This window comes from Helicobacter pylori, assembly GCF_003637685.1.
Lineage (GTDB): Bacteria > Campylobacterota > Campylobacteria > Campylobacterales > Helicobacteraceae > Helicobacter > Helicobacter pylori_CJ.
In genome coordinates, this window is sequence record NZ_MVWW01000001.1 from 1 (window position 1) to 24,854 (window position 24,854).

Below are 24,854 nucleotides of genomic sequence, written 5' to 3' on the forward strand. Positions count from 1 at the left end.
TTGCTTAGTTTTCAAAGATCGTTTGCTTAATCAGCTATCCTTGCAGATTGCAAAGCGGCTTTTTAAAAGCCCTTGCTGAAACAAGGAAATGAAAGTATAGTCATAGAAAGCTTAAGGTTTGCTTAAATTTAGGGAATGTTTGGGAAAATATTTTGATTTTTTAGAGCGCTTAAAAATCGCACGATCGTTTCTTTAGGGATAATCACCAAACTTTCTTGGCTTTCTAAAGTGCTGCTAGCCATTCCCATAAACTCCCCTACCTCGCTAAAATAAGGCCTCCCTCCCCACAACACGCTCCCCTTTTTAAAAGAAGCATCAAGCGAAAGAAACTTTTTAGACTTTAAAAGTTCAGCCACAGAAATGTCCGTTGTCTGTATAGAAAAAGAATTCCCCTCATTTAACGCCGGGTAGTAGAGATCGGAATTGGGTGTTTTTTGATTGGCATAAAGATTTGAACGAAAAGTTTGAGCGTATTTGGCATAAATCCTCGCATGGTAATAGCTCTCTTCTCTTTTATGGCAATAATCGTCTCTAAAATCGGCGGTTTTTAAGAGCGAAAGCCCTTGATCCCTATCTATCGCTTCAAGGCGCAAGCTGGCTATACAAATCAGCTCTTTAGCGCTGCTATCTTGCATTTTGGCTAAAATCATTTTAGGATACAAGCCATTAGAATAGAGCGTTTCAGAAGAAGCGATATAACGCCCGTTTTCTAGCAAAGTCGCATAGCCTTCTTTATAAGTCCCATCGCTAAAATACACTTTCAATAACGCAATAGAATAAACCCATGTAGGGAGTTCTGGATCTAGGGGTGGATCGCTTCTAACAAGCTTAATATTATGAGCGCCCATCACGCATGACAACAAAAAGATACAACAACCAACCGCCAATCTTTTATGCCAACGCACCATTATCCAACTTACCGCTTAAATTTCAAAAGCATCCTACAACACTATCGGCTAAAATACCAATTGTTTTAATTTGTTGCTATAATAGAGCATTTGAATGACAAAAGCTTATCGCAAAGGTTTATGATGAAACCAATTAAAACTTATGATATTAAAGAAGAAGAGCTTGCAAAAACCGCTTACGCCACGATCAAAACCAATAAAGGCCATATCACTCTAGAGCTTTTTTACAAAGACGCGCCCCAAGCGGTCAGTAACTTTGTAACTTTGGCTAAAGAGGGTTTTTATGATGGGCTTAATTTCCATCGTGTGATTGCCGGCTTTGTGGCTCAAGGAGGTTGCCCTTATGGCACAGGCACAGGAGGGCCAGGGCATCGCATTAAATGCGAAGTGGCTCATAACCCCAACAAGCACAAAAGAGGCTCTATCTCTATGGCGCATGCTGGAAGAGACACAGGAGGGAGTCAATTTTTCTTGTGTTTTGTGGATTTGCCCCATTTAGATGGCGAACACACCGTGTTTGGTAAAATCACCAACGCAGAAAGCCTTAGCGTTTTGGATAAAATCAAGCAAGGCGATACAATAGAGAGCGTTGCGTTTAGCTCTTCTCTATAAAGGAACAAGAAATTAAAGATGCTCATACTCAGCCGCAAAGTTAATGAAGGGATTGTTATTGATGATAACATCCACATTAAAGTCATTTCCATAGATAGAGGGAGCGTGCGTTTAGGGTTTGAAGCGCCTGAAAGCACCCTTATTTTGCGTGCTGAACTCAAAGAGGCCATTGTGAGCGAAAACCAAAAAGCTTCTGCGTCCGTAGATGAAAGCTTGTTAGAGAACATCAAAAAGGTCATTAAGCCTTGACGCATGTTTTTGAAGTTTATCCTAAAGTCAATATTTTTTTAAAAATCCTTCACAAAGAAGGGGCTTACCACAAGCTCATTTCTCGCATGTGTTTGGTTAAAGGCCAGCTAAAAGACATTATCAGCGTCAAAAATGCCTTATCTTTCTCATTAAAAGGGGATTTTGACTGCCCTTTAGAAGAAAACTCGCTTTTTAAAGCCCTCCAAATTTTAAAAAATTTTTTAAAATCAAAAAATTCCTCTCATTCTGCCATCAAATCCCTAGACACCCTGGCGATTGAAGTAGAAAAAAACATCCCCACTCAAGCCGGTTTGGGTGGCGGGAGCGCTGATGCTGGGGGGCTATTGTATCATTTAAATCAGATTTTTGACTGGCGTTTGGGTTTAGAAGAGCTTTATACTATGGGATCTTTAGTGGGTGCAGACACCAACTTTTTCATCTCGCAATACAAAAGCGCTAACGCTACTTCTTATGGCGAAGTCATTGAAAATTTTGAAGAAGAGCCTTTAGAAAATCGCCTAGAAATCTATGCTCCAACTCATGTTTTTTGCAGCACCAAAGCCGTTTATCAAGCTTATAAGCCCAAAAATTGTTTTTCTCAAGCTAAAGAATGGCTTAAAAAACCGAGTTTGGAATGCTTAAAAACTTGCGACAGAAACGAATTAAACGATCTTTTAAAGCCGGCTTTACTCACTAACCAAGCCTTAAGAGATATAGAAAGCGAACTAGGCAAGGAGTGGTTTTTTAGTGGGAGCGGGAGTGCGTTTTTTAGACTAAAGCCTGCGCAAAAAGGGGGCGAATGAAACTCATTGCCAGCAATAAAAAAGCCTATTTTGATTATGAAATTTTGGAAACCTTAGAAGCAGGATTAGCGCTTTTAGGCTCTGAAGTGAAGGCTTTGAGGCAAACTAGGGTGAATTTAAAAGATAATTTTGTTAAAATAATCAAAGGAGAAGCTTTTTTATTTGGTGTTCATATATCCTATTTAGATACAATCCATGCGTATTACAAGCCCAATGAAAGGCGAGAGCGTAAGTTGCTTTTACACAAAAAGCAATTATTGAAATGGCAACTTGAAGCGTCTAAAGAACGCTTGAGTATTGTAGGATTGAAATTGTATTTTAACCAAAGAAACAGGGCTAAAATCCAAATTGCTTTAGTGAAAGGAAAAAGATTGCACGACAAAAGACAAAGTCTCAAAGAAAAAGCGCTCAATAAAGAAATTCTTACCGATTTAAAACACCACTTTAAAGGATAATAATGAAAGAAATGGTAGATTATGGGATTATAGGGTTTTTGATCTTTTTATCCGTCATCGTTATAGCGATCGCAATAGAAAGGTTGTGGTTTTTTGCCACTCTTCGTGTAGATGACTACACAGACAGGCGCAAATTAGAACTAGCCCTACACAAACGCTTGACTCTAGTGGCCACGATTGGCTCAAACGCTCCTTATATCGGTCTTTTAGGAACGGTTATGGGGATCATGCTCACTTTTATGGATTTAGGCTCTGCTTCTGGCATTGACACTAAAGCGATCATGACTAATTTAGCCCTTGCTTTAAAAGCCACTGGTATGGGGTTATTGGTAGCGATCCCTGCGATTGTGATTTATAACATGCTCGTGAGAAAAAGCGAGATTTTAGTCACTAAATGGGATATTTTCCACCACCCGGTTGACACGCAATCTCATGAGATTTATAACAAAGCCTAAGGATTGAGCGGTGAAAAAAGTAGAATCCATGAATGTGGTGCCTTTCATTGACATCATGCTTGTGTTACTGGTGATCGTGCTGACAACCGCGTCTTTTGTGCAAACTTCAAAGCTCCCTATTAGCATTCCCCAAGTGGATAAAGACAGCACTGATTCTAAAGATGTTTTAGACAAAAAACAAGTTACGATCGCTATTTCTAATAAGGGTTCTTTTTATTTTGACGATAAAGAAATCAGCTTTGAAAATTTAAAACATAAGGTTTCCACTTTGGCAAAAGACACCCCCATTGTCTTGCAAGGCGATAAGAAAAGCAATTTGGATAACTTTATCAAAGTGGTGGATTTGTTGCAAACGAATGATTTGAAGCAACTTTACATTCTTGTTGAAGATAAAAAGAATCAAAAAAATTAGTTTTAGTCAATTTTTAGCATTCTTTAGCTAAAATCTGTGTTTATGTTTAATTTTTATCAAGGGAGTTTTAAATGAAACGCACTTACCAACCACACAACACACCAAGAAAGCGAACCCATGGCTTTCTTGTGAGAATGAAAACCAAAAACGGGCGCAAGGTGATTAATGCCAGACGAGCTAAGGGCAGAAAAAAGCTTTCCGTCTAAACCCTACGACTCTTTAAAAAATAAGAGCGAGTTTGACAGGGTTTATCAAAAAGGTTTTAAAAAGCACAACCCTTTTTTTTCGCTCTTTGTTTTGGATTTATCAAAAGAGTTGCCAAAAGAAAGAGAGGGCTTTAAAGATCCGCTCTCTTGTAGGCTTAAAGACAAAGAAGCACTTTATTTGTTAGGTTTGATCGTGTCCAAAAAAGTCGGCAACGCCGTGAAACGAAACCTTATCAAACGCCGTTTGCGTTCGCTTACATCAAAGCATGCCGCTCTTTGTCAAGGGCTTGCTTTGGTGTTTGTGCCTAGAAGCGATTGCTATCATTTGGATTTTTGGGATTTAGAAAAACATTTTTTAGAAACGCTAACTCCCCTTAAAGGCTATATGAACAAAGCCTTAAAAGACTTGAAAAAAGGAATAACTCATACCTATGCGAAACCATAAAACGCCTTTTTTAAGCGCGATTTTTATAGCATCAATCAAGGGTTACCAACGCTTTTTTTCAGCTTTCACCTTTTCAAGTTGTCGGTTTTACCCCACTTGCTCCAACTACGCTCTGTGGTTACTCTCTTTTGAAAACCCTTTGAGCGCTACAGGTAAGATCATTTTAAGGATACTCTCATGCAACCCTTTTTGCTCTGGAGGCATTGCTTACCCTATTACTCGCTTGAAACGCCCTAGTTTGCTCCAATTTAATAAAGATTTTAATCATAATTTTAAAACCATCACTTTTTGGCTTATCCCCACCAAAAGCCACACAACTTATTACATCATTAAGGTTTAATCACAATGGATAAAAACAACAATAATAATCTCCGCTTGATTTTAGCGATCGCTCTGTCTTTCTTGTTTATCACTCTTTATAGCTATTTTTTCCAAAAACCCAACAAAACAACAACCGAAACCACAAAGCAAGAAGCAATGTATAACAACACGACTTTAAACCCCAACGCACCCACCACCACCCAAAATTTTAGCGTTACTCAAACCATCCCCCAAGAAAATTTGTTAAGCACGATTTCTTTTGAGCATGCCAGAATTGAAATTGATTTTTTAGGGCGCATCAAACAGGTTTATCTCAAGGATAAAAAATACCTAACCCCCAAACAAAAGGGCTTTTTAGAACATGTGAGCCATCTTTTTAGCTCCAAAGAAAACGCGCAACCCCCCCTAAAAGAGCTCCCCCTTTTAGGCGATAATTTAAAACCTTTAGAGGTGCGCTTTTTAGACCCCACGCTCAATAACAAAGCGTTCAACACCCCTTATAGCGCTTCAAAAACCACTCTTGGGCCTAACGAACAGCTTGTTTTAACCCAAGATTTGGGCGATCTTAGTATCATTAAAACCCTGACTTTTTATGATGATTTGCATTATGATTTAAAAATCGCATTCAAATCGCCTAATAATATTATCCCTAATTATGTGATCACCAATGGTTACAGACCGGTGGCTGATTTGGACAGCTACACCTTTTCAGGCGTGCTTTTAGAAAATAACGACAAAAAAATTGAAAAAATTGAAGATAAAGACGCTAAAGAAATCAAACGCTTTTCCAATACCCTCTTTTTATCCAGCGTGGATAGGTATTTCACCACCTTGCTTTTCACTAAAGATCCTCAAGGTTTTGAAACCTTAATTGATTCAGAAATAGGCACTAAAAACCCCTTAGGGTTCATTTCTCTTAAAAACGAAGCAACTCTGCATGGTTATATTGGCCCCAAAGATTACCGCTCTTTGAAAGCGATTTCGCCGATGCTCACTGATGTGATAGAGTATGGCTTAATCACTTTCTTTGCTAAAGGCGTGTTTGTTTTACTGGATTATTTGTATCAATTCGTGGGCAATTGGGGTTGGGCTATCATTTTTTTAACGATTATCGTGCGCATTATCCTCTACCCCTTAAGCTATAAGGGCATGGTGAGCATGCAAAAGCTCAAGGAATTAGCCCCTAAAATGAAAGAACTCCAAGAAAAATACAAGGGCGAACCCCAAAAATTGCAAGCCCACATGATGCAGCTTTACAAAAAACATGGGGCTAACCCGCTAGGGGGTTGTCTGCCCTTAATCTTACAAATCCCGGTGTTTTTTGCCATTTATAGAGTGCTTTATAACGCTGTGGAATTGAAAAGCTCAGAATGGATCTTATGGATTCATGATTTATCCATCATGGATCCGTATTTTATTTTACCGCTTCTTATGGGAGCGTCTATGTATTGGCACCAAAGCGTTACGCCAAACACCATGACCGATCCCATGCAAGCAAAGATTTTTAAATTCTTGCCCCTATTGTTCACAATCTTTTTAATCACTTTCCCCGCAGGGTTAGTCTTGTATTGGACCACGAACAACATCCTTTCGGTGTTGCAACAACTCATCATCAATAAAGTCTTAGAGAATAAAAAACGCATGCATGCACAAAACAAAAAGGAACATTGATGCAAAATCCTATTGAAATCAAAGCCAAAACCTTAGAAGAAGCCCTTATCCAGGCTTCTATCGCCTTGAATTGCCCCATTATTAATTTGCAATATGAAGTCATTCAAACGCCCTCTAAAGGTTTTTTAAACATCGGTAAAAAAGAAGCCATTATTTTAGTGGGCGTTAAAGAAAGCGTTAAGGAGGTTAAAGAAGAGAGCGTTAAAGAAATTGACACGAAAGAAATCCATCAAAGCACAGAAGAAAAAAAACAAAACTTAGAAACAGAAACGCCGCAAGAAGAAAGAATCACCCCTAAACCCCCTAAAAAAAACCTCAAAGAAGAATCTCATAATGGAGACAAACTCCATGAAATTAAGCAAGAATTGAAAGACTTATTCTCCCATTTGCCCTATAAAATCAATAAAGTGGAAGTGAGTCTTTATGAACCGGGGGTGTTATTGATTAATATTGATGGCGAAGATTCCGCTCTTTTGATTGGCGAGAAAGGCTATCGTTACAAAGCCCTTTCTTACTTGCTCTTTAATTGGATCCACCCTGCTTATGGCTATAGTATCCGCTTAGAAATCTCCACCTTTTTGCAAAACCAAGAAAAGGTTATGGAAGCGCAACTCCAAAGCGTGATCATGACCGTGCATGAAGTGGGTAAGGGGCAGATGAAAGCCCCTGATGGCGTTTTAACCTATATCGCTTTAAAGAAATTACGAAAAGCGTTCCCCAACAAATACGTTTCCATTAAAACCAATTTAAACGATGAAAAATACATCGTTATCAACGACTTTAACAATGAATGACACCATCGCCGCTATCGCTACCCCTTTAGGCAAGGGAGCGATTAGCATTATTAAAATCAGCGGCTATAACGCCCTAAACATCCTCAAACAACTCACCCAAAAACAAGACTTCACCCCCAGATACGCTTACGTGTGCGATATTTTTTCTAATGGCGTTTTATTAGACAAAGCGTTAGTCATTTATTTCAAAGCCCCTTATAGTTTCACCGGTGAAGACGTGTGTGAAATCCAATGCCATGGAAGCCCCCTTTTAGCGCAAAATATCTTACAAGCTTGCTTGAATTTAGGATCTAGGCTCGCTAAAGCGGGGGAATTTAGCAAAAAAGCCTTTTTAAACCATAAAATGGATTTGAGCGAGATTGAAGCGAGCGTTCAGCTCATCCTTTGTGAAGATGAAAGCGTTTTAAACGCTCTAGCCAGGCAGATTAAGGGCGAGTTAAAAATTTTTATTGAAGAGGCCAGGAACGATCTTTTAAAGCTTTTGGCGAGCTCAGAAGTTTTGATTGATTATAGCGAAGAAGACATTCCTAGCGATTTTTTAGATGAAGTGTCTCTTAATTTAGAAAAACAAATCGCCTCTTTTAAAGACTTATTGGATTTTTCTAATACGCAAAAACAAAAAAACAAAGGGCATGCCTTAAGCATTGTTGGCAAACCCAATGCCGGCAAAAGCTCTTTATTAAACGCCATGCTTTTAGAAGAAAGGGCTTTGGTGAGCGATATTAAAGGCACAACGAGAGACACCATAGAAGAAGTCATTGAACTACAAGGGCATAAGGTGCGCTTGATTGACACCGCTGGCATTAGAGAGAGCGCGGATAAAATAGAGCGTTTAGGGATTGAAAAAAGCCTTAAAAGTTTAGAAAATTGCGACCTTATTTTAGGCGTGTTTGATCTTTCTAAACCCCTAGAAAAAGAAGACTTTAACCTTATGGATACCCTTAATCGCGCTAAAAAGCCTTGCATTGTTGTTTTGAATAAAAACGATTTAGCCCCCAAACTAGAGCTTGAAATTTTAAAATCTTATCTTAAAATCCCTTATTCTATCCTAGAAACTAACACCCTAAATTCCAAGGCTTGTTTGAAAGATTTGAGCCAAAAAATCAGCGAGTTTTTCCCCAAATTAGACACCCAAAACAAGCTCTTACTCACTTCCCTAGCCCAAAAAACCGCCCTAGAAAACGCCATTATTGAATTGCAAAACGCTAAAAACCATTTAGAAACTTTAGAGCTTTTTTCTTATCATATTTTAAGCGCGATAGAAAACTTGAACTTGCTCACCCGCCCTTATGAAACCAGCCAAATGCTTGACAGCATGTTCAGCGAATTTTGCTTAGGCAAATGAAATCGCTTAAAGAATGGATTAAAACCCCCTTTTAGCGCTACTTTTTAAGACTTTTTTACCCATTAGCGCCGTTTAATACCCGCATTTGCAAAAAACCATGCTGCCATTTTTCAAAAAGGGGTAAAATGAGCTAGTTTAAAATATATACACACCATCAACTACTTTTGAGTAAAAATGTTAAAAAAGACAATAAGGAGATTTCATGTTAAAACTCGCCAGCAAAACGATTTGTTTGTCCCTAATCGGATCATTCACCGCTGTAGAGGCCTTTCAAAAACACCAAAAAGACGGCTTTTTTATAGAAGCCGGCTTTGAAACCGGGCTGTTACAAGGCACACAAACCCAAGAACAAACCATAGCCACCACTCAACAAAAACCCAAACCTAAACCCAAACCCAAGCCCATTACCCCTCAAAGCACCTATGGGAAATACTACATCTCCCAAAGCACCATTTTAAAGAATGCGACTGAGTTGTTTGCAGAGGATAATATCACCAACTTAACCTTTTATTCTTTAACCCCTGTGTATGTAACCGCTTATAACCAAGAAAGCGCTGAAGAAGCGGGCTATGGTGATAGCAGTTTGATTATGATACAAAACTTCTTGCCTTATAATTTAAACAATATTGAGCTGAGTTATACAGACGATCAAGGCAATGTAGTCAGTTTGGGCGTGATAGAGACTATCCCTAAACAATCTCAAATCATTCTGCCCGCAAGCTTGTTTAACGATCCGCAACTTAACGCTGATGGCTTCCAACAGCTCCAAACTGCCACCACACGATTTTCTGATGCCAGCACGCAGAATCTGTTTGATAAGCTCAGTAGGGTTACAACCAATCTTCAAATGACTTATATCAATTACAACCAATTTTCTAGCGGTAACGGCAGTGGCTCTAAACCCCCATGCCCCCCATACGAAAACCAAGAAAATTGCGTGGCTAAAGTGCCGCCTTTCACCTCTCAAGACGCTAAAAATTTGACCAATTTAATGCTGAACATGATGGCGGTGTTTGATTCTAAATCTTGGGAAGACGCCGTCTTAAACGCTCCTTTCCAATTTAGCGACAACAACCTTTCAGCGCCATGTTATTCTGATTACCTTACATGCGTGAATCCTTACAACGATGGGCTTGTTGATCCTAAGTTGATCGCTAAAAATAAAGGAGATGAATACAATATAGAAAACGGGCAAACAGGCTCAGTGATATTGACGCCGCAAGATGTTATCTATAGCTATAGAGTTACGAATAATCTTTATGTGAATCTCTTGCCCACAAGAGGAGGGGATTTAGGGTTAGGGTCTCAATATGGCGGCCCGAATGGCCCAGGCGATGATGGCACCAATTTTGGCGCTTTAGGGATATTGTCTCCTTTCTTAGACCCTGAAATACTGTTTGGCAAAGATTTAAATAAAGTCGCCATCATGCAATTAAGAGACATCATCCATGAATACGGGCATACTTTAGGCTATACGCATAACGGGAACATGACTTATCAAAGAGTACGCATGTGCGAAGAAAACAATGGGCCAGAAGAGCGCTGTCAGGGCGGGAGGATAGAGCAAGTGGATGGGAAAGAAGTGCAAGTGTTTGACAACGGGCATGAAGTGCGAGACACCGATGGCTCTACCTATGATGTGTGTTCTCGTTTTAAAGATAAGCCCTATACAGCGGGCAGCTATCCTAATTCCATCTATACCGATTGCTCTCAAGTCCCCGCCGGGCTTATAGGCGTTACCAGCGCTGTTTGGCAACAACTCATTGATCAAAACGCCCTACCGGTGGATTTTACTAATTTGAGCAGCCAAACCAACTATTTAAACGCCAGCTTGAACACGCAAGACTTTGCGACCACCATGCTTAGCGCGATCAGTCAAAGCCTTTCATCTTCTAAATCTAGCACCACAACCTATCGCACTTCAAAAACCTCACGGCCCTTTGGAGCCCCCCTATTAGGCGTTAATCTTAAAATGGGCTATCAAAAATATTTTAATGATTATCTAGGGTTATCTTCTTATGGCATCATCAAATACAACTACGCTCAAGCCAATAACGAAAAAATCCAACAATTAAGCTATGGCGTGGGAATGGATGTGCTGTTTGATTTCATCACCAATTACACTAACGAAAAGAACCCTAAAAACAATCTAACTAAGAGGGTTTTCACTTCCTCTCTTGGTGTGTTTGGGGGGTTGAGGGGCTTATACAATAGCTATTATTTGCTGAACCAATACAAAGGGAGCGGTAATTTAAATGTGACCGGTGGGTTGAATTACCGCTACAAGCATTCCAAATATTCTATAGGCATCAGCGTTCCTTTAGTCCAATTGAAATCTAGGGTCGTTTCTAGCGATGGCGCAACTACCAATTCTATCACCCTCAATGAAGGGGGCAGTCATTTTAAAGTATTTTTTAACTATGGGTGGGTATTTTAGGGGTTAAGAATTGGCTTTAACTCTCTATTGGCTCCTAAGCATTAAGAGCGAATTGCCAAATTTCACTAGCATTCTTAGGCTTAAAGTCTTCAGTCGTATTAGGATTATCAATATCTAATAAATCTTTTTTTAGCTCATCATTAGGAATATATTTACTAGCTAAATTCTCATCTTTCTTAGTTTGAGAATATTGCTTTTTAATCTCTCTCATTTGTTTTCTAATTTCTAAAACCTTATTTTGATATTTGGCTAATTGTTTTTCTAATTTGCCAAATTCTTTATAAAAATTAACTCCCATTTCTACATTTTTTAACATCTTATCTCCTTAACTCAATCAATCATAATAACCCCATTATATCCAAACTTAACCACAATAAAATGGGTAACCACAAATAACGGCGGCTATAAATACCGCTTATTCTTGCAATGGGGTAATCCCCCTTGACCCCCTAAAAATCAAATGAGAGAACAAGTGGATACAAACAAACAAATCATTAAAAGTCTCAGGCTATCTCAAGAACAATGGCAAACTATCCAAACCCAAATGCAAGAAAAAAATTTAAACTTCTCTCAATTAGTTTTAAACTCTCTTTTACGCCAAAACTCACAAACTCCAACAAAATCTAAAAAACAAAAAGCGATCGCTAATAAAGAACTAGTTATTGAATTGGCTAAGTGGGGGAACAATTTAAACCCAATCGTTAAATGTCTCAACACTAATCAAGGAGCGTTGTGATCATTTGAAAGCGCGCTAGCGATCAGACGATCCATGCTAGCTTTTTCTGCAATGTAAAGATTAGGCATTGTCGTTTGCTTCCAAAATGATCACAAAAGTGTCTAATGGAATGTGTTTTTTGCCAAGCTATCTCTTAGAGCCATATGAGAAACTGCTCACGCCTGAAGCTAGGAAACTTTTGGAACAACAGGCTCTAGATTGTTTGAAAAACGCCAAAACTGAAGCCGACAGAAAAGAATGTGTCAAAAACCTCCCCAAAAACTTGAGAAAAGAGATTTTAGATAAAAACAGCTAGAAGCCTATAAAACGCCCCAAAAGTCAAGGACAAACCCGCTTATAAAGGAAACCCCTAAGCTTTTAAACTCAGGGGAACGCTCTTAGAAAACTCAGCGTTTCACAGAAACGACTACTTTAAGCCCCAAAAAAGCAAACTCAAAGTATAATGATCTCCAAGAGCGTTTGCCATTTTTTGATCGCATGGCATGCTCCTTACAATGTTGGTCTGCCCCATATCGCAACTATGGGGCGTGATGAGATTCTACAACAAACCCCCTTAAAACCTCATCTAATCAAACACAAGTCGTTTTTAAAACATTTAAAGGATGAGCATTATTAAACGGTATTGTTTAAAACTAATGCTTCAAACAATCTTCAAACAAATACTGATGCTCGCTAGGTAAAGCGTCAAATAAGGCTTTGGTTAAATCTTGCATTTCTTTTAAGGCTTTATTACTGCTTCTTAAAGTCAATAAATTTTGCAAGCTCCTAGCGTTAATGCTATAGGCTAAATGCGTTTTATAGCTTTCAGGCATGGCGTATTTGGCTAAATCGTTTTTAATGTTATGCTCGCTCAATAAAACCCTTAGATTTTCTAAAGCTAAAACGCTCATTGCATTCACTTTTTCATTATCCACAAACACTAAAAACTCTTTGGCTCTTTCTAAATTCGTTTCATTAAGGGGTAAAAAGCTCTCCACTTCTTTCAATTCCCTTAAAGTGTAACGGCTTGATTTCACGCTCAAGCTCGCTATTCGATGCCGGCTCAATTCTTGCAACGCCCCCCTGCTCAAACCCTTGATTTCAAAATTGTAATAAAGATGCTCTAAAGTGGAAGAATGCCTGAAAATATTCCCCACCCTGTGGATGAGTTCCTTATCTTTACAGCCTCCGCCATCGCTGTATTCAAAGCTCTGCCAGCAAGTGCGGATCGCTTGGCTCGCAATGTCTAAAGGGGTGTAGTGCTTACAAATCACTTCCATTATTTGACTCCTAATATCGCTTTTTATTCCACGGTAACGCTTTTAGCTAAGTTTCTTGGGTGATCCACATCGTGATTTAGGCGCATAGCGATTTCTAAGGCTAAAAGCTGCATCGCTAAATTCATGCGGAAAAATTCCTCCATGTAGCTTTCGCTCTCTTCTAATTGGATAAAATCATCAGCGATCTCTAAAATTTCAGAGCTTAACACGCAAATCGTAGAATCCCTAGCGCTCAACTCTTCAATATTGCTTTTGGTTTTATCAAATAACAAGTGCTTAGACAATAAAGCAATAGTAAAAAGGTTAGAATCCACTAACGCAATAGGCCCATGCTTCATTTCCGCGCTCGCATACCCCTCAGCGTGCAAGTAGCTGATTTCTTTAAGTTTCAACGCCCCTTCTAAAGCGAGCGGGTAAAACACATCGCGCCCGATATAAAAAAAGCCATGCCCATGCAAGTAGCGTTTGGATAGGCGTTTGATTTTTTCATGCAATTTAGGCTCTACTTTCATCGCCTTCACGCTATTGAGCATGTTTTTAGCTTGGATTCTTTCTTCTTCTTTAGAGATGGTCCCTAGCTGTTTGCCTAGATACACGCTCAAAAGCCATAAAAGCATCACCTGCGAAGAAAACGCCTTAGTGGATGCCACGCTCCTTTCTACCCCCGCTCTAATCAAAAGCGTGTGATCGCTAATGCGGCTCATCATGCTAAAAGGGGCGTTACACAAGCTAATGGTTTTAAGCCCTTGGGCTTTGGCTAATTTTAAAGCCTCCAAAGTGTCAGCGGTTTCCCCGCTTTGAGAAATCGCTATAAAAAGCTCGTTAGGGTTGCTTTTAAAATTAGCGTAGCGGTATTCGCTCGCTAAAATGGCCCTCGCTCTTATTTTGGCTAATCTTTCAAACAAATACACGCTCGCCAAACTCGCATGGTAACTGCTCCCGCAAGAACACAGCGTGATTTCGCTCACATTTTCTAAAAATTCAGGATCGATCTCGCAATACACACTCAAGGCTTCCAAGCGCCCCTCTAAACACTCTAGCAAACTGCTATGCTGCTCATAAATCTCTTTTTCTAAATAATTCCTAAAATTGCCTTGAGAATAATCCTTATCCTCAAAAGCGTAATCTTTCATGTTTTCAATGTGTTTTAAATCTTTAAAATTTTCTAAAGAAATCCGCCCCACGCTGTTTTCTTCTAAAATGACAAATTGATCCACTTTAGGGGCTAACACGCTCAAACTGGACGCAAAAAACACCCCCTCTTTGCCCTTACCCACGATTAAAGGCGAAGAAGATTTAGCGTAAAACAAGCTCTCTTTAGCCCTTTTATGGAGCATTAAAATCGCATAACTCCCTTTTAAAAGGCTGATGCTTTTTTCAAAGGCTTTCAATAAATCGCTCTCGCTTTTAAGCGTTTCTTCTAATAAATGCGCAATGACTTCCGTGTCCGTTTGGCTTAAAAACGCATGCCCTTTATTTTCCAATTCTTTTTTCAAGCTCGCGTAATTTTCAATGATGCCATTATGCACTAAGGCTAAATTTTCTGTAAAATGCGGGTGGGCGTTCGCACTGCTTGGCTTCCCATGCGTTGCCCATCTCGTATGAGCGATACTCACGCCAAAATTTAAAAACTCTTTATTTGTAAGCTCTGATTTAAGGTTTTCTAATTTCCCTTGAGTTTTAAACACTTCCAAACAATCATTGCTCAATACGGCTAAACCCGCGCTGTCATAACCTCTGTATTCCAATTCCTTTAAACCCTCTAAAAGAATGGATTTTTTTTCGCTATCCCCTATATAACCTACAATCCCACACATTTAAAACACCAATAACCCTTTTTTGATTTTATTTAAAGCGTTGATAAGCTCCTTTAGGCGCTCCACTTCTTCGCTTAGTTGCGTAAAGAACGCTTCATTCACGCCCTTTGGCATGTCCATGCTCCCTCTTTTAATCTCAATAAAATCCCCCAAACTCAAATTCGCTAATTTTAAAAGCATTTCAATTTCATTTTGCGAATCTTCAATATCCGCTAAAATCTTGCGTATTTTTTCAAACATTCAACCGCCTTTAATTTAGAATGCTCCATGATAGCTAAACTATTAAATTATTAAACTATCAATGATGTTTTCTAAAATCTGTTTGACTTTGGCGTGGTTTTCTTTAAATTCTTTATGCGCGTTAAGTCCTACATGGTTACTCACGCAAAAAATCCCTTTAGCCTTTAAAGAAAACGCCTTAGCCACGCTTAAAACGCTAAAAAACTCCATGTTTTCTAATAAAACGCCCTTTTGAGCCATTTTTTTAGCAAACATTTCGCTGGTGTGGATATAGTTACTGCTATTCACGCCCACCCTTTCAAAAAGAGCTTCCTTTTCAGTTTCTATGTGAATGGAATTATCCAAAGGCGTGTAGCTGTTTAAATGGCTAAAACTCTCTTCAATTTGATAGCCTTGAGTGCTTTCAAACACGCTTAAAAGCTCAATTTCTGGGCTATAACTCCCAGCACTCCCTATAAAAATAAGGCTTTCTGTATCAGGGCTTTTTAAACACATTCTCGTTAAATTAATCGCGCTTCCTATCAAGCCCACACCAATAGGCACCGCCCCTTTTAAAGTTTCATTCCTTCCAGCGCAAAGCAGCATGAAAATCCTTTTTTTTGCATTCATTAGATTATGATGAGCAAGCATTATAGACAAACCCTTAAAAGAAACACCTTAATTTTAAGACTTCATTCACATTTCATTCACATGCTATTCCTTTTTCATTCACATGCTATTCCTTTTTCATTCACCACTTATTCACGCTATAATAACGCCATGGATACCAACAACAATATTGAAAAAGAAATCTTGGCGCTAGCCAAACAAAAAGTTAGCCCCATAGAGTATGAAATTTACTTGAGCCAACTCAAATACAACACTAACGCAAGCAAGAGCGATATTGCCTTTTTTTATGCCCCCAACAAAGTCTTATGCACCACAATTACAGCTAAATACGGCACGTTGCTTAAAGAAATTTTAAGCCAAAATAAAGTCGGCATGCATTTAGCCCATAGCGTGGACGTGCGTATTGAAGTAGCGCCTAAAACCCAAGTTAATGCCCAATCTAATATCAATTACAAAGCGGTAAAAACGAGCGTCAAAGACTCTTACACTTTTGAAAATTTTGTCGTAGGCTCATGCAATAACACCGTTTATGAAATCGCTAAAAAAGTCGCCCAAAGCGATACCCCCCCTTATAATCCGGTGCTTTTTTATGGCGGCACAGGGTTAGGCAAAACGCACATTTTAAACGCTATCGGTAACCATGCCCTAGAAAAACATAAAAAAGTCGTGTTAGTCACTTCAGAAGATTTTTTGACAGACTTTTTAAAGCATTTAGACAACAAAACCATGGATTCTTTTAAAAAAAAATACCGCCATTGCGACTTTTTCTTGTTAGATGACGCTCAATTTTTGCAAGGAAAACCCAAGCTAGAAGAAGAATTTTTCCACACCTTTAACGAATTGCATGCCAACAGCAAACAAATCGTATTGATTTCAGACCGATCGCCTAAAAACATCGCCGGCTTAGAAGATCGCTTAAAATCGCGCTTTGAATGGGGGATAACCGCTAAAGTCATGCCCCCTGATTTAGAAACCAAACTTTCCATTGTCAAACAAAAATGCCAGCTCAATAAAATCGCTTTACCCGAAGAAGTGATGGAATACATCGCCCAACACATCAGCGACAATATCCGCCAAATGGAAGGCGCGATCATTAAAATCAGCGTGAACGCGAACTTGATGAACGCTACCATTGATTTGAACCTCGCTAAAACCGTTTTAGAAGATTTGCAAAAAGATCATGCTGAAGGCTCAAGCCTAGAAAATATCTTGCTCGCTGTCGCACAAAGCTTAAATCTCAAATCCAGTGAGATCAAAGTTTCTTCGCGCCAAAAAAATGTCGCTTTAGCGAGAAAATTAGTCGTGTATTTCGCCAGGCTTTATACCCCTAACCCCACGCTCTCGCTCGCTCAGTTTTTGGATTTAAAGGATCATTCAAGCATTTCTAAAATGTATTCTAGCGTTAAAAAAATGCTTGAAGAAGAAAAAAGCCCCTTTATTTTAAGCCTTAGAGAAGAAATCAAAAACCGCTTGAACGAATTGAATGACAAAAAAACCGCTTTCAATTCAAGTGAATGAAAAAAGGCTTATGAAAAAGCGTTTCATTCACTCTTTTTCAAATCCCACAACCCCCCTAAAAACGTGCGCCTCTAAAACTTTTTAATTTTTCATTCCATCCATTCACGCCCCTACTACTGTTACTAAATTATTATTAATTAAAGTGTTACCTATCTATAACTTATTTATAACTTTTACTAAACCTTTTTTTAAGATATAGTCCAAAAATCTAAAATAAAAAAGGAATAAGCATGAAAAAATCCCTTTGTTTGTCTTTCTTTCTGACTTTCTCTAACCCTCTTCAAGCCCTTGTGATCGAGCTTTTAGAAGAGATCAAAACTTCGCCGCATAAAGGCACTTTTAAGGCTAAAGTCCTTGATTCTAAAGAACCCAAACAAGTTTTGGGCATTTATAATATCTCCCCACACAAAAAACTCACGCTCACTATCACCCACATATCCACTGCAATCGTCTATCAACCCCTTGATGAAAAACTTTCTTTAGAAACGACCTTAAACCCTAATCGCCCCATCATTCCTAAAAACACGCAAATCGTTTTTTCTTCAAAAGAATTGAAAGAACCACGCCCCAACCAAATACCCTCTTTAAACGCACCCATGCAAAAACCACAAAACAAACCCAGCTCATCGCAACAATCTCTTCAAAACTTTTCTTATCCAGAATCCAAACTAGGCTCTAAAAACTCTAAAAACAGCCTTTTACAACCTTTAGTAACTCCTAGTAAAATAAGCCCCACTAACGAAGTTAAAACGCCAACAAACGACGCTAATCCCCCTTTAAAACATTCTTCACAAGATCAAGAAAACAACCTCTTTGTAACGCCACCCACTGAAAAAACGCTCCCCAATAACAACACTTCTCATGCTGATACTTATGAAAATAATGAAAGCAACGAAAATAAGGATAATGGGGAAAAACAAGCCATTAGAGATCCCAATGTCAAGGAATTTGCATGCGGGAAGTGGGTTTATGATGATGAAAACTTGCAAGCCTATCGCCCAAGCATTTTAAAACGAGTTGATGCAGACAAACAGACTGCGACAGACATTACCCCTTGCGATTACAGCATGGCTGAAAATAAAAGCGGTAAAATCGTTACTCCCTATACTAAAATCTCTATCCAAAAAACAGAGCCTTTAGAAAAGCCGCAAACTTTTGAAGCTAAAAACAATTTTACGATTCTTCAAGCTAGAAGCACCACAGAAAAATGCAAAAGGGCCAGAGCGCGAAAAGACGGCACAACTAGGCAATGCTATCTGATAGAAGAGCCTTTAAAACAAGCGTGGGAGAGTGAGTATGAAATCACCACGCAATTAGTGAAAGCCATTTATGAGCGCCCCAAACAAGACGATCAAGTAGAGCCGACTTTTTATGAAACCAGCGAATTGGCTTATTCTTCCACACGAAAAAGCGAAATAACGCGCAATGAATTGAATTTGAATGAAAAATTCATGGAATTTGTGGAAGTGTATGAGGGGCATTATTTAAACGATATAATCAAAGAAAGCAGTGAATACAAAGAATGGGTTAAAAACCATGTGCGCTTTAAAGAAGGGGTGTGTGTTGCTTTAGAAATAGAAGAGCAGCCACGAGCCAAAAGCACGCCTTTGAGTATTGAAAACTCTCGTGTTGTGTGTGTCAAAAAGGGGAATTATTTATTCAATGAAGTTTAAATGGTGGCTTGAGGCGGAATCGAACCACCGACACGAAGATTTTCAGTCTTCTGCTCTACCGACTGAGCTATCAAGCCAAGCGAAAGACAATTATTACATAAAAAAGGTAAAATAAAGCTTAATTTTTAAAAAAATGACTAAAAAGATAGAATTTACTCAAAATTAAACAAGGATTAAAATGAAATTGATTTCATGGAACGTGAATGGGTTAAGGGCTTGCATGACTAAGGGCTTTATGGATTTTTTCAATAGCGTAAATGCGGATGTTTTTTGCATTCAAGAATCCAAAATGCAACAAGAACAAAACACCTTTGAATTTAAGGGGTATTTTGATTTTTGGAATTGCGCGATTAAAAAGGGCTATTCTGGGGTGGTAACTTTCACTAAAAAAGAGCCTTTAAGCGTGAGCTATGGTATTAATATGGAAGAGCATGACAAAGAAGGACGCATAGTAACTTGCGAATTTGAGTCGTTTTATTTGGTGAATGTTTATACCCCTAATTCCCAACAAGCCCTATCCAGGCTTAGTTATCGCATGAGCTGGGAAGTGGAGTTTAGGAAATTTTTAAAAGCTTTAGAATTGAAAAAACCGGTCATTGTGTGCGGGGATTTGAACGTGGCCCACAATGAAATTGATTTAGAAAACCCCAAAACAAACCGAAAAAATGCGGGCTTTAGCGATGAAGAAAGGGAAAAATTCAACGAGCTTTTGAACGCTGGTTTCATTGACACTTTCCGTTATTTTTACCCCAATAAAGAAAAGGCTTACACCTGGTGGAGTTACATGCAACAAGCAAGGGATAAAGACATTGGTTGGCGCATTGATTATTTTTTATGCTCTAATCCTTTAAAAACGCGCTTAAAAGACGCTTTAATTTATAAAGATATTCTAGGGAGCGATCATTGCCCGGTGGGGTTGGAATTGGTTTAAAGGTAGAAAGTGTGTGAAATGAAGACAGAAAAAAGCCTTACAAAGGCTGAGTCGTATTCAAAAGCAAAAGGCCATTTGATCCCCACTTCAATACTCGCGTCATGGTGGAATAGCACGGTTTGGAATTTAAACCCCACTAAACCCAACATCCTAAAATTTGAAGTTTTGAGCGAAAACCCTTGAATGCTGCGCCAATCGTCAATGATGAAATTCGCGCTGTGTTTGGAAAGAGTCCATGTGTTTTCAGCAACTTGCATGCCGTAAAAAAGAGAAAATACATACAAGGGGTTTTTATTGTATTCCACGATCAAATCCCCCCCAAAGCCGTAAGTGAACATGTTCGCTTGAGCGCCCGTTCTTTTATTGAGTATGACATTCCCATAGTCCATAAAAAAATAGTAGCGGGAATAAAACCAGTAATTAGTGGGGTTAATTTCCCAACCTAAAGAAAAGCTCGCTCCTTCAATCGTGCGTTTGAGATCGTTGTATTTTTTCATGATCATTTTCCCTACCTGATATTGAGAAGCCACATAAAAACGGCTTTTGGCTTGCATAATAGTAGGGTTTAAAAAATAAACGCTTAAAAATAAAGGGGTTACTTTTTTGAATAAATCCTTTGAAAAAAATTTCACACTTTAATACTTCCTGTTGAGTGGGGAGTTGAGATTGTCTTGGTGGTTAGTGGCTCGTTGCAAAACGTTGTTCGTTCTTTTTTGCGAAGGATCAGCGTTTTCTTCATTATTGATTTCATCAATTTTATTTTCGTTATTGATTAAGTCATTCACTTCTTTAGTGGCTTTTTCATCTTCTTCTTCATGCTCAATTTTTTTTATATCGTTATTGGCTTGATTGATTTGATTGTTTTGCGTCGTTTTAGTGGTTTTAGTGTTGTTTTGGTGCGATTGAGACGATTTTTTAACTTCATCTTTACACGCGCTAAACAGGCTTAAAACAAAAGAGATAGCGATAAAATGGGTGATTTTAGATTTCATCAATTAAATTTCCTTAAGTCAATGTATAATTTGATTATCTTATCATAAAAATGATTAAGGATTGGCTAGGGTAAGAACAAATTGCAAGAAACAGATAGCTTATTAAAAACGTTGAACGTGAAATCGCTTTTAGAAGCCTTGCTTGTTTATACGCCCAAAGGCTATAAAGATTTGAATTTATTAGAGCGTTTTGAAATAGGCTTGAGCGGCGTTTTAGAAGTGGGTGTTTTAGAGAAAAGAAACTACGCCAAAGTTTTAAAGATTTTTGCCTATTCCAAACGATTTTGCAAAAATTTAGAGCTTGTTTTTTTCAATTACAGCGCGTTTCATTACAACCAGTTTAAAACCGGCGAGAGTTTGTTCATTTATGGTAAATTAGAGCAAAGCTCTTTTAATCAAGCTTATATCATTAACACGCCTAAAATCCTTACCGAATTTGGCAAGATTTCTTTAATTTTTAAAAAAGTTAAAAACCATAAAAAAATACAAGAAAATTTGCAAAAACTCCTTTCGTTAGAAAATTTAAAAAAGGAAGGCGTTAAAGAGAATATCGCGCATTTATTGTTAGAAATCTTTTTCCCCACGCCGCATTTTGTCAAGGATTTTGAAACGAATAAAAATTTCCCTTCACAACATTTAAATGCATTAAAATACATTGAAATGTTTTTTTATATGAAAAATTTAGAGCGCAAAAAATTGCAATTTGGCGCCAAAATCGCATGCCCCAATAACAGCGAACGCTTGGATAATTTCATCGCTTCTTTACCCTTCAAACTCACGCGCGATCAACAAAACGCCATTAAAGAAATCCAAAACGATCTCACCAGCACCATAGCGTGCAAGCGTTTGATTATAGGCGATGTGGGGTGCGGGAAAACAATGGTGATTTTAGCGAGCATGGTATTAGCTTACCCTAATAAAACCCTTTTAATGGCGCCCACTTCCATTCTCGCTAAACAGCTTTATAATGAAGCCTTAAAATTTTTACCCCCTTATTTTGAAGTGGAATTATTGCTTGGCGGGAGCCGCAAGAAGCGATCCAATCATTTGTTTGAAACAATCACGCATGTGGTTATCGGCACGCAAGCGTTGTTGTTTGATAAGCGCGATTTAGATGAATTCGCACTAGTAATCACTGATGAACAGCATAGATTTGGCACCAAGCAGCGCTACCAATTAGAAAAAATGGCGAGCAGTAAGGGTAATAAACCCCATTCTTTGCAATTTTCCGCTACCCCCATTCCTCGCACTCTGGCTTTAGCCAAAAGCGCGTTTGTGAAAACGACCATGATCAGAGAAATCCCTTACCCTAAAGAAATTGAAACTCTGGTCTTGCATAAAAGAGATTTTAAAATAGTGATGGAAAAAATTAGCGAAGAAATCGCTAAAAACCATCAAGTCATTGTCGTTTACCCGCTGGTGAATGAGAGCGAAAAAATCCCATATTTATCGCTGAGTGAGGGGGCGAGTTTTTGGCAAAAACGCTTTAAAAAGGTTTATACCACTTCAGGGCAAGATAAAAATAAAGAAGAAGTGATTGAAGAATTCAGAGAGTTAGGGAGCATTCTTTTAGCGACTACGCTCATTGAGGTGGGCATTTCTTTACCACGATTGAGCGTGATGGTGATTTTAGCACCCGAAAGGTTAGGCTTAGCGACTTTGCACCAGTTAAGAGGGCGCGTGTCTCGTAATGGCTTGAAAGGCTATTGTTTTTTATGCACGATCCAAGAAGAAAACGAACGATTGGAAAAGTTTGCTGATGAATTGGACGGCTTTAAAATCGCTGAATTGGATTTAGAATACAGAAAAAGCGGGGATTTACTCCAAGGGGGGGAGCAGAGCGGGAATAGTTTTGAATACATTGACTTAGCCAAAGATGAAAACATTATCGCTGAAGTGAAACAAGATTTTTTAAAAACCGCTAGCGTTTCACAAGGAACATTTGAAAATTGAAAATTAAGGTGGAATTGGGTAATTTAAATCATTTAAAATAAAGGATAGCCATGCAAAATAAAGAAATTAGTGAAGAAAAAAGCGTTAATGAAAAAAATTTAGAGGTTTTCAATCGTTATTTTCCCGGTTGCTTGAGTATAGAAAATGACAACCAACTCACGCTGGATACAAAAAAATTAAAAGCGTTACTAGGGGATTTTAGCGAGATAAAAGAAGAGGGCTATGGGTTGGATTTTGTGGGTAAGAAAATCGCTTTAAATGAAGCTTTTAAGAAAAATCATAAGATTTTAAAGCCTTTAAATGAATCCACGAGCAAGCACATTCTCATCAAGGGCGATAATTTAGACGCTCTCAAAATCTTAAAACAAAGTTATAGTGAAAAAATCAAAATGATCTACATTGACCCCCCTTACAACACCAAAAACGAGAATTTTATTTATGGCGATGATTTCTCACAATCCAATGAAGAGGTTTTAAAACAATTGGATTATTCTAAAGAAAAGCTGGATTATATCAAGAATCTTTTTGGGTCAAAAAGCCATAGCGGGTGGCTTAGTTTCATGTATCCTAGATTGCTGCTCGCTAGAGATTTGCTCAAACAAGACGGCGTGATTTTCATCAGCATTGACGATAACGAAGCCGCCCAACTCAAACTTTTATGCGATGAAATTTTTGGGGAGGGGAATTTTGTGGCTGAAATGCCAAGATTAACAAAGAAAGCAGGAAAATCCACTAATCAAATCGCTAAAAATCATGATTATGTTTTGTGTTATCAAAAGAATAGTATCAATTTTAAACAGATTGATATTAATGAAAACGATTACCCTTTTAAAGATGAATTTTACAATGAAAGAGGCGGGTATAAGTTAAATCAAAATTTAGATTACAATTCACTTCAATATAATAAAAAAATGGATTATGAAATTGTAATTGGTAATGAAAAGTTTTATGCTGGCGGATTGGAAACTTATACTGAAAGACAAAAAGGTAATTTTGGAACGATTGATTGGGTTTGGCGTTGGAGCAAAGCAAAATTTGATTTTGGATTGGCTAATGGTTTTGTAGAAGTTAAAAACAATAGAATTTATACAAAAACTTACACAAAGGCTAAAATATCTGATAGTAAGCCTTATAAAATAGAGTATTTTAACCGCACTAAAAATATTTCAAGTATAGAATTTTTAGATAATAAATATTCTAATGATATGTCAAATAAAAAATTGCAATCAATTTTTAATGTTAAGAATATTTTTGATTATTCTAAACCTGTTGAATTGATAAGTTTTCTCATAGATCAAACTACCGAAAAAGGCGACATCATCTTAGATTTTTTTGCCGGGAGTGGGACAACCGCGCATGCGGTGTTAGAGAGTAATAAGAGCGATTATCAAAAATTAAGTGAGGGGGGGGGGGTTATTTAATGGCTTGAACGCCGCATTTAAAGAAAGGCGCTTCATTCTCGTCCAATTAGATGAAAAAATTGATCCCAAGAAAGACAAAAGCGCGCATGATTTTTGTTTGAACACCCTAAAATCCATCTCCCCGAGCATTTTTAACATCACCGAAGAAAGGATTAAAAGAGCGGGGGCTAAAATCCAAGAAGCTTGCCCCAATTTAGATGTGGGGTTTCAAGCGTTTGAAATCATTGATGATGAAACGCATGCTAATGATAAAAATCTCAGTCAAGCCCATCAAAAGGATTTGTTCGCTTATTCTAACCCTGAAAAAAGGGAAACCCAAACGATTTTAATCAAGCTTTTAGGCTGCGAGGGTTTGGAGCTCACCACCCCTATAATTTGCTTGATTGAAAACGCCTTGTATCTGGCTGAAAATACGGCTTTCATTGTGGGGGATATAGAAATGAGTGAGGTTTTAGAAAACTTGAAAGATAAAGGGGTGGAAAAAATTAGCATGTATATGCCCGCTATCAGTAACGATAATTTGTGTTTGGAATTGGGCAGTAATTTGTTTGATTTAGGGTTAGAGAGCGGCGATTTAAAGATTAGGGGGTAA

Annotated in this window: 29 protein-coding genes, 1 tRNA gene and 1 pseudogene; 22 read left to right on the forward strand and 9 right to left on the reverse strand. The window is 38.3% G+C overall.

The window, feature by feature from the left end; all coding sequences use genetic code 11:
• Nucleotides 1-128: 128 nt before the first annotated feature.
• Complete coding sequence (locus tag EAL44_RS00005) at nt 129-908, reverse strand: hypothetical protein (protein ID WP_121073325.1); 780 nt, start codon at nt 906-908, stop codon at nt 129-131.
• Nucleotides 909-1,031: 123 nt separating this feature from the next.
• On the opposite strand from EAL44_RS00005, the gene EAL44_RS00010 reads away from it, so the two are divergent.
• From EAL44_RS00010 to EAL44_RS00070, 13 genes are all read left to right on the forward strand, one after another.
• A complete protein-coding gene (locus EAL44_RS00010; protein ID WP_162970297.1) occupies nt 1,032-1,520 on the forward strand; it encodes a peptidylprolyl isomerase in 489 nt (162 codons plus the stop codon).
• Between the two features lie 18 nt (nt 1,521-1,538).
• Nucleotides 1,539-1,769, forward strand: coding sequence for a carbon storage regulator (locus EAL44_RS00015; protein ID WP_000906444.1), 231 nt, complete (start codon nt 1,539-1,541; stop codon nt 1,767-1,769).
• Complete coding sequence (locus tag EAL44_RS00020; RefSeq protein ID WP_121073331.1) at nt 1,766-2,572, forward strand: 4-(cytidine 5'-diphospho)-2-C-methyl-D-erythritol kinase; 807 nt, start codon at nt 1,766-1,768, stop codon at nt 2,570-2,572. Before EAL44_RS00015 ends, EAL44_RS00020 begins: the two co-directional genes overlap by 4 nt.
• Nucleotides 2,569-3,027, forward strand: a complete 459-nt coding sequence (gene smpB, locus EAL44_RS00025) for an SsrA-binding protein (RefSeq protein ID WP_121073334.1) — start codon at nt 2,569-2,571, stop codon at nt 3,025-3,027. Before EAL44_RS00020 ends, smpB begins: the two co-directional genes overlap by 4 nt.
• Before the next feature lie 2 nt (nt 3,028-3,029).
• A complete protein-coding gene (gene exbB / locus EAL44_RS00030) occupies nt 3,030-3,482 on the forward strand; it encodes a TonB-system energizer ExbB (RefSeq protein WP_000661843.1) in 453 nt (150 codons plus the stop codon).
• A 10-nt stretch (nt 3,483-3,492) separates the two neighbouring features.
• Nucleotides 3,493-3,894 carry an ExbD/TolR family protein gene (locus EAL44_RS00035; protein WP_024751165.1) on the forward strand — a complete coding sequence of 134 codons (402 nt, stop codon included), beginning with the start codon at nt 3,493-3,495 and terminating at the stop codon, nt 3,892-3,894.
• Nucleotides 3,895-3,965: 71 nt separating this feature from the next.
• Nucleotides 3,966-4,100, forward strand: coding sequence for a 50S ribosomal protein L34 (gene rpmH / locus EAL44_RS00040; RefSeq protein WP_001847286.1), 135 nt, complete (start codon nt 3,966-3,968; stop codon nt 4,098-4,100).
• Nucleotides 4,060-4,545 (forward strand): ribonuclease P protein component, encoded by a 486-nt coding sequence (gene rnpA / locus EAL44_RS00045; RefSeq protein WP_121073337.1) that lies wholly within the window; start codon nt 4,060-4,062, stop codon nt 4,543-4,545. Before rpmH ends, rnpA begins: the two co-directional genes overlap by 41 nt.
• Nucleotides 4,532-4,885 carry a membrane protein insertion efficiency factor YidD gene (gene yidD, locus EAL44_RS00050; RefSeq protein WP_121073340.1) on the forward strand — a complete coding sequence of 118 codons (354 nt, stop codon included), beginning with the start codon at nt 4,532-4,534 and terminating at the stop codon, nt 4,883-4,885. Before rnpA ends, yidD begins: the two co-directional genes overlap by 14 nt.
• 5 nt (nt 4,886-4,890) lie before the next feature.
• On the forward strand, nt 4,891-6,537 hold the full coding sequence (yidC, locus tag EAL44_RS00055; protein ID WP_121073343.1) for a membrane protein insertase YidC: 1,647 nt from the start codon (nt 4,891-4,893) through the stop codon (nt 6,535-6,537).
• Nucleotides 6,537-7,331 (forward strand): Jag N-terminal domain-containing protein, encoded by a 795-nt coding sequence (locus EAL44_RS00060; RefSeq protein ID WP_121073347.1) that lies wholly within the window; start codon nt 6,537-6,539, stop codon nt 7,329-7,331. Before yidC ends, EAL44_RS00060 begins: the two co-directional genes overlap by 1 nt.
• Nucleotides 7,324-8,676, forward strand: coding sequence for a tRNA uridine-5-carboxymethylaminomethyl(34) synthesis GTPase MnmE (gene mnmE, locus EAL44_RS00065; protein ID WP_162970298.1), 1,353 nt, complete (start codon nt 7,324-7,326; stop codon nt 8,674-8,676). The genes EAL44_RS00060 and mnmE overlap by 8 nt, the downstream gene beginning before the upstream one ends.
• 202 nt (nt 8,677-8,878) lie before the next feature.
• Nucleotides 8,879-11,113 carry an outer membrane beta-barrel protein gene (locus EAL44_RS00070; RefSeq protein ID WP_121073353.1) on the forward strand — a complete coding sequence of 745 codons (2,235 nt, stop codon included), beginning with the start codon at nt 8,879-8,881 and terminating at the stop codon, nt 11,111-11,113.
• A 34-nt stretch (nt 11,114-11,147) separates the two neighbouring features.
• On the opposite strand, the gene EAL44_RS00075 is transcribed toward EAL44_RS00070, so the two are convergent.
• The gene (locus tag EAL44_RS00075) at nt 11,148-11,429 is read right to left on the reverse strand and encodes a hypothetical protein (protein WP_121073356.1); all 282 of its coding nucleotides are present in this window, start codon (nt 11,427-11,429) and stop codon (nt 11,148-11,150) included.
• Nucleotides 11,430-11,573: 144 nt separating this feature from the next.
• Here EAL44_RS00075 and EAL44_RS00080 point away from each other — a divergent pair.
• From EAL44_RS00080 to EAL44_RS07810, 3 genes and pseudogenes are all read left to right on the forward strand, one after another.
• Nucleotides 11,574-11,840, forward strand: a pseudogene (locus EAL44_RS00080) (plasmid mobilization protein); the annotation flags it as partial.
• A gap of 76 nt (nt 11,841-11,916) precedes the next feature.
• Nucleotides 11,917-12,144: a CagY family CD-EC repeat-containing protein gene (locus EAL44_RS00085; protein WP_240448856.1), complete on the forward strand. Its 228-nt coding sequence runs from the start codon at nt 11,917-11,919 to the stop codon at nt 12,142-12,144.
• Between the two features lie 147 nt (nt 12,145-12,291).
• Nucleotides 12,292-12,465 carry a hypothetical protein gene (locus EAL44_RS07810; RefSeq protein ID WP_162970299.1) on the forward strand — a complete coding sequence of 58 codons (174 nt, stop codon included), beginning with the start codon at nt 12,292-12,294 and terminating at the stop codon, nt 12,463-12,465.
• A gap of 16 nt (nt 12,466-12,481) precedes the next feature.
• Here the strand turns inward: EAL44_RS07810 and thyX are convergent, their stop codons facing one another.
• Genes thyX through EAL44_RS00105 form a run of 4 tightly spaced genes read right to left on the reverse strand, consistent with a single transcriptional unit; the run spans nt 12,482 to nt 15,750 of the window.
• Nucleotides 12,482-13,108: an FAD-dependent thymidylate synthase gene (gene thyX, locus EAL44_RS00090; protein WP_121073359.1), complete on the reverse strand. Its 627-nt coding sequence runs from the start codon at nt 13,106-13,108 to the stop codon at nt 12,482-12,484.
• 23 nt (nt 13,109-13,131) lie between these two features.
• Nucleotides 13,132-14,925, reverse strand: coding sequence for a glutamine--fructose-6-phosphate transaminase (isomerizing) (gene glmS, locus EAL44_RS00095; RefSeq protein WP_121073362.1), 1,794 nt, complete (start codon nt 14,923-14,925; stop codon nt 13,132-13,134).
• Nucleotides 14,926-15,165: a DUF2443 domain-containing protein gene (locus tag EAL44_RS00100; protein ID WP_000461837.1), complete on the reverse strand. Its 240-nt coding sequence runs from the start codon at nt 15,163-15,165 to the stop codon at nt 14,926-14,928. It lies immediately after the preceding gene.
• A gap of 42 nt (nt 15,166-15,207) precedes the next feature.
• Nucleotides 15,208-15,750, reverse strand: coding sequence for a phosphorylase family protein (locus tag EAL44_RS00105; protein ID WP_121074139.1), 543 nt, complete (start codon nt 15,748-15,750; stop codon nt 15,208-15,210).
• 174 nt (nt 15,751-15,924) lie between these two features.
• On the opposite strand from EAL44_RS00105, the gene dnaA reads away from it, so the two are divergent.
• Both dnaA and EAL44_RS00115 read left to right on the forward strand, forming a co-directional pair.
• Complete coding sequence (dnaA, locus tag EAL44_RS00110) at nt 15,925-17,292, forward strand: chromosomal replication initiator protein DnaA (RefSeq protein WP_121074142.1); 1,368 nt, start codon at nt 15,925-15,927, stop codon at nt 17,290-17,292.
• A 230-nt stretch (nt 17,293-17,522) separates the two neighbouring features.
• On the forward strand, nt 17,523-18,965 hold the full coding sequence (locus EAL44_RS00115; RefSeq protein WP_121073365.1) for a competence protein: 1,443 nt from the start codon (nt 17,523-17,525) through the stop codon (nt 18,963-18,965).
• Between the two features lies 1 nt (nt 18,966).
• On the opposite strand, the gene EAL44_RS00120 is transcribed toward EAL44_RS00115, so the two are convergent.
• Nucleotides 18,967-19,042: transfer RNA gene (locus EAL44_RS00120), tRNA-Phe, on the reverse strand.
• 101 nt (nt 19,043-19,143) lie between these two features.
• Here EAL44_RS00120 and EAL44_RS00125 point away from each other — a divergent pair.
• Nucleotides 19,144-19,896 (forward strand): exodeoxyribonuclease III, encoded by a 753-nt coding sequence (locus tag EAL44_RS00125; RefSeq protein WP_121073368.1) that lies wholly within the window; start codon nt 19,144-19,146, stop codon nt 19,894-19,896.
• Here the strand turns inward: EAL44_RS00125 and EAL44_RS00130 are convergent.
• Nucleotides 19,893-20,528, reverse strand: a complete 636-nt coding sequence (locus EAL44_RS00130; protein WP_121073372.1) for an outer membrane protein — start codon at nt 20,526-20,528, stop codon at nt 19,893-19,895. The genes EAL44_RS00125 and EAL44_RS00130 overlap by 4 nt on opposite strands.
• A gap of 3 nt (nt 20,529-20,531) precedes the next feature.
• Complete coding sequence (locus EAL44_RS00135; RefSeq protein WP_121073375.1) at nt 20,532-20,888, reverse strand: hypothetical protein; 357 nt, start codon at nt 20,886-20,888, stop codon at nt 20,532-20,534.
• Between the two features lie 81 nt (nt 20,889-20,969).
• Here EAL44_RS00135 and recG point away from each other — a divergent pair, with 81 nt between their 5' ends.
• Genes recG through EAL44_RS00150 form a run of 3 tightly spaced genes read left to right on the forward strand, consistent with a single transcriptional unit; the run spans nt 20,970 to nt 24,854 of the window.
• Nucleotides 20,970-22,841: an ATP-dependent DNA helicase RecG gene (gene recG / locus EAL44_RS00140; protein ID WP_121073378.1), complete on the forward strand. Its 1,872-nt coding sequence runs from the start codon at nt 20,970-20,972 to the stop codon at nt 22,839-22,841.
• A 50-nt stretch (nt 22,842-22,891) separates the two neighbouring features.
• Nucleotides 22,892-24,262 carry a site-specific DNA-methyltransferase gene (locus tag EAL44_RS00145; protein WP_121073381.1) on the forward strand — a complete coding sequence of 457 codons (1,371 nt, stop codon included), beginning with the start codon at nt 22,892-22,894 and terminating at the stop codon, nt 24,260-24,262.
• 4 nt (nt 24,263-24,266) lie between these two features.
• Nucleotides 24,267-24,854, forward strand: a complete 588-nt coding sequence (locus EAL44_RS00150; RefSeq protein ID WP_162970300.1) for a site-specific DNA-methyltransferase — start codon at nt 24,267-24,269, stop codon at nt 24,852-24,854.